Origin of the sequence: Salinibacter sp., assembly GCF_042218895.1 — a bacterium.
Lineage (GTDB): Bacteria > Bacteroidota > Rhodothermia > Rhodothermales > Salinibacteraceae > Salinibacter.
The window spans coordinates 1-4,579 of record NZ_JBDGQQ010000085.1 but is presented as its reverse complement, the minus strand read 5'-3'; the positions used below and the strand labels follow the sequence as shown (position 1 = coordinate 4,579).

Sequence of the window (4,579 nt, the reverse complement as noted above, 5' to 3'; positions counted from 1 at the left end):
CACCGAGATGGCCCACGACTCCCTGGAGATCAACGCCAGCCAGCGCGACCGCGACCTGACCGCGTGGGTCAACTGGCAGCGCGCCGAGGAGATCGTGAAAAACAACGACGTGGAGACGCGCAACGGCGTGCCGCTGATCGATCCATCGGAGCACGAGGGCGTGATGTACTTCGTGCCGGCCAGCAAGTCGCCCCACGGTATGGACGTAAACCCGACCGGCCGCTGGGTGGTCGCCTCCGGCAAGCTGCAGCCGACGGCCACGGTCTATGACTTCAAGGACTTCAAGACAGCCATCGAGAACGAGAACTTCCAGGGTGAATTCCGCGGCGTGCCCGTCGTGAACTACGACGCCATCGTGGAAGGGGAGGTGCCGGTGGGGCAGGGCCCGCTCCACACCCAGTTCGACGGTCGCGGAAACGCCTACACGTCGATGTTCATCGAGTCGACCGTCACGAAGTGGAAGATGCCCCCGTGGGACGAGGCCACGAAGAAGGACATGAGCAAGGCCGTGGTGGACAAGGTCAATGTCCACTTCAACATCGGGCACCTCGTCATCAGCGGCAGCGACACGAAGGACCCGAACGGCAAGTGGCTGGTCGCGATGAACAAGCTCAAAAAGAACCGCGGGCTGTCGGTCGGGCCGGAGAAGCCGGAAACGAGCCAGCTCATCGACATCTCGGGCAAGAAGATGAAGATGGTGGCGGAGGCCTACACGCCGCCCGAGCCGCACTTCGCCCAGGTTGCCAAGGCCGAGACGATCAACCCGAAGGAGGTCTACAAGAAGGAAAACAACGACCATCCGGAGGCGCGCTGGGACCCGAAGAACACAGGCTACCAGCGCACCGGCCCGAACGAGGTGACGGCCCACGTGATCGCCAAGCGGAGCCAGTACTACCCGGACAAGATCGAAGCCAAGGTGGGTGACGAGGTGACGATTCACCTGACCAACATCGAACAGGTGTCGGACATGATCCACGGCTTCGGCATCGCCGAGCACAACATGAACGCCGTCGTGGCGCCCGGTCAGACGAAGACGCTCACGTTCGAAGCAAAGAAGGCGGGCGTCTTCCCCTTCTACTGCACGAACTTCTGCTCGGCACTCCACCAGGAGATGCAGGGCTACCTCGAAGTCAAACCGCGGTAGGGTTTGGTGTGGAGGTCTGGAAGTGTGGACGTGTGGATGTGGGAGGCGGTTTGCACCGACCTCCCCTCCACACGCTTCCACACATACCATTCACACTTCCATTCATCCAAACATCCACACTCCAACGACGCCATGCGAGACTTTATCGAACGCATTCCTGAATTGGCGGATCGCCCCATTCCCGACCGCGGCCGACTCCTGCTCGTCGCCGGAGCCGTTCTGCTCGTGGTCGCCATTTTCCTCCCGCTGTGGCAGATTCACCTCGTGGCGCCGCAGTACCAGGAGGGCCTCGACCTGTACATCTACAGCCACAAGCTGGAGGCAGGGAACGGGGGGCAAGATCTGGTCGAGATCAACAACCTGAACCACTACATCGGCATGCAGCCGCTGCAGGAAGAGGACTTTACCGAGATGCGGTTCATCCCCTTCCTGCTCGGGGGATTCTCGCTCCTGGCCCTGCGGGCTGCGTTTTTCGGGACGCTCAAGTCGGCCATCGATACGCTGGTGCTGTTCGTGTACTTCGGCGCATTCTCGCTGTGGCGCTTCTACTACCGGCTCTACACCTACGCGCACAACCTCGACCCGCAGGCACCGATGGACATTGACCCCTTCACGCCGATCCTGATTGGGTGGAAGCAAATTGCGAATTTTACGCAGTACAGCTTCCCGCGCGAGGGATCGGCCCTGCTGCTGGGGGCGGTCCTGTGCTTCGGCGGGGCGATTTGGATGGGTGTCCGGCAGGATACAAGCTCGTCGGAGGTTGAGCCAGCCCCCGAGGCGACCGCGGCATAAGCACTCCCACTAGCCATGTTCGTTGAACGTTTAACGTTGAACGTTCAACGTTCCAACCTTCAACAGTAATGCGTACGCTCTGGGCACTTACATTCGGACTGCTGCTTGGCCTGGCTCCTGGCAGCCATGCTCAGTCGTTACAGGCTCGCCTCGACGCCGCGGCGCCCGGCGACACGCTCGTCGTGGACGGCGGCACGCACGACGGCCCGTTTGTGATCGAGACGCCGGTCGTGCTCGTGGGCCGGAATGGGGCGCACCTGAAGGGCGACGAGACGACGCACGTCGTGACCGTCGAGGCCAGCGGGGTGACCATCGAGGGCTTCCGCATCACGGACTCGGGCAAGCAGCTCGCCCAGGACCACGCCGGCATCATGGTGAAGGGCCACCGGGCGACGATCCGCAACAATCGCCTGGTAGATGTCCTCCACGGCATCTACGTGATGGGAAAAAACCGGACCGTCATCGTCGAGAACACGATCGAAGGTCCCCCGACCGTGACGCGGCGGCTCTCGCCTAAGGAGGCCCAGCTGCACGAGGACTGCTCGGTGCCGGCGGGCGGCGGGACCTGCACAGTGCCCCTCGTCTCCGCCCAGCGGGGCAACGGCATCCATCTGTGGAATGCCCTCCACAGCACGATCACCCACAACACCATCCACCACACCCGCGACGGCACGTATTTCTCGCACTCCGACCACAACTACACGGCGCACAACACGATCCACGACGTGCGCTACGGGCTGCACTTCATGTACTCGGACGACAATACGTTCGAGCACAACGTCTTCTACGACAATGCCTCGGGGTCGGCCCTCATGTACTCGGACAACATCACGGTGCGGCACAACGTCTTCCGCAATAACCGGTCGCAGCGCGGATACGGACTGCTGCTCCAGACGATGACGGACGGTCGCTTCGTGGACAACCGGATGACCCGAAACGGCACGGGCGTCTACCTCGAGAACAGCACCCGAAACGAGTTCGAGGCCAACGTGGTGGCGTCCAACTACCGGGGCATCCGGATGACCGGAAGCTCGACGGAAAACCGGTTCAGCCGAAACGTCATCCGCGGCAACCTGCACACGGCGGCGGTGGCCGGCATGAGCGCCACCAACGAGTGGCAGATGGACGGCGTGGGCAACTACTGGGGCCCGCGCGGCCTGCTGGACGTGGACGCCGACGGGATCAGCGAGCTGCCGTACCGGACCGTGGACCTGCTCGGTGGGTACCGCGAGAACTTTCCGTACGTGGACCTGCTGGCGGCCAGTCCGGGTCTGGCGCTGCTCGAGGAGGCGCTGCGGCGCGTCCCGGCGGTCAATGTGCCCACCATCACCGACTCGCATCCGCTCATGCAGCCGCCGGCCCAGCTCGCCGCCGAGGCCGCTGGGGGAGTTGGACGCACCGTCGCATTCATCGTCACGATACTTGCAGTCGGGGTCGCTGCCCTATGGAGGAACCACGCATGATCGACGTTACCAATCTACACAAGGCCTACGGAGAGGAGACCGTCCTGGACGGCGCTTCGTTCGCGGTGGACGCGGGCACGATTGTCGCCATGGTGGGGCCCAACGGCTCGGGCAAGACCACGACCCTGCACGTGCTGGCGGGCCTCGCCACGCCCGATGACGGGTCCGCCATCGTAGACGGCATGGACGTGACGACCGACCGGGCGGCGGCGCAGGAACGACTCGCCTTCCTGCCGCAGGACGTGCGTTTCCATTCGGCGCTCACGCCCCGGCAGGTCCTTCGCTTCTACGCGGGTCTTCGCGACGTCTCGACTGACCGACTCGACGCCCGCCTCGATCAGGTAGCCCTCCTCGACGCGGCCGACGACCCCTGCGGTACCCTCTCCGGGGGCATGCGGCAGCGATTGGGCCTCGCCCTCCTCGACCTGGCCGACGCGCCGGTCCTGCTCCTCGACGAGCCCGCCCTCAGCCTCGATCCCGACTGGCGCGACGTGCTCATGGATCGCCTCCAGACGCGAGCCCAGGAGGGAGCAACCGTGCTTCTCGCCACGCACCTGCACGAGGTGTGGCGGCCGATTGTGGATCAGGTGCTGCGCTGCGAGGACGGGCAGATTCGGGCCGTGGAGGAGGAAGCCAATCCGGTTGCCGCGTGATGCGTATTGCAGTCTGAAACTACTTCTTCGCTGCGCTCAGGGCGCGTAGTGCGTATTGCGTATCAGTCAGATCGAATGCTACGAAATACGCAATACGAAATACTCACTCCTCACTTGACTCTCGATCCTCGAATACACGCCATGCCGCTTACGCAACTATCAGCATCGGTCTACCGCGCCATCATCCGCCGGGAGGTGACGACGACGCTGCACAACCAGTTCGTCCAGATCTTCGCGGTGCTCGTGGGGGGAAGCGGGCTGGCGACGGCCTTCCTCAGCGGACGCCCCGAGGCGGTGCCGTTCGGGCTTCTGCTGCTGTTTCTGTACGTGGTGCCCCTCTTCGGCCTCCTCATCGGGGTGAGTGCCGCGCACGAGGAGCACGACGAGCGGGCGTTCCTGTGGAGTCAGCCGGTGCCCCGGGCCGCATTTGTTTTGGGGAAGACGGCCACCCTGGTCGCAGCCCTCGCCCTCGTCCTCCTGCTGCCGCTCATTCCGGCGGCCCTCGTCGCGCCGTCCGTGGGCGCGTT

The 4,579-nt window shown here is 64.0% G+C and carries 5 protein-coding genes; all 5 read left to right on the top strand.

Annotated features, from left to right (window positions below):
• A partial coding sequence (locus ABEL04_RS07875) for a cupredoxin domain-containing protein (RefSeq protein ID WP_375801838.1) occupies positions 1 to 1,144 on the top strand: 1,144 nt, incomplete at its 5' end.
• Between the two features lie 132 nt (positions 1,145 to 1,276).
• A complete protein-coding gene (locus ABEL04_RS07870; protein WP_375801837.1) occupies positions 1,277 to 1,936 on the top strand; it encodes a hypothetical protein in 660 nt (219 codons plus the stop codon).
• 68 nt (positions 1,937 to 2,004) lie between these two features.
• On the top strand, positions 2,005 to 3,399 hold the full coding sequence (locus ABEL04_RS07865) for a NosD domain-containing protein (protein ID WP_375801836.1): 1,395 nt from the start codon (positions 2,005 to 2,007) through the stop codon (positions 3,397 to 3,399).
• On the top strand, positions 3,396 to 4,052 hold the full coding sequence (gene ccmA, locus ABEL04_RS07860) for a heme ABC exporter ATP-binding protein CcmA (RefSeq protein WP_375801835.1): 657 nt from the start codon (positions 3,396 to 3,398) through the stop codon (positions 4,050 to 4,052). The genes ABEL04_RS07865 and ccmA overlap by 4 nt, the downstream gene beginning before the upstream one ends.
• A gap of 141 nt (positions 4,053 to 4,193) precedes the next feature.
• A partial coding sequence (locus ABEL04_RS07855) for a hypothetical protein (protein ID WP_375801834.1) occupies positions 4,194 to 4,579 on the top strand: 386 nt, incomplete at its 3' end.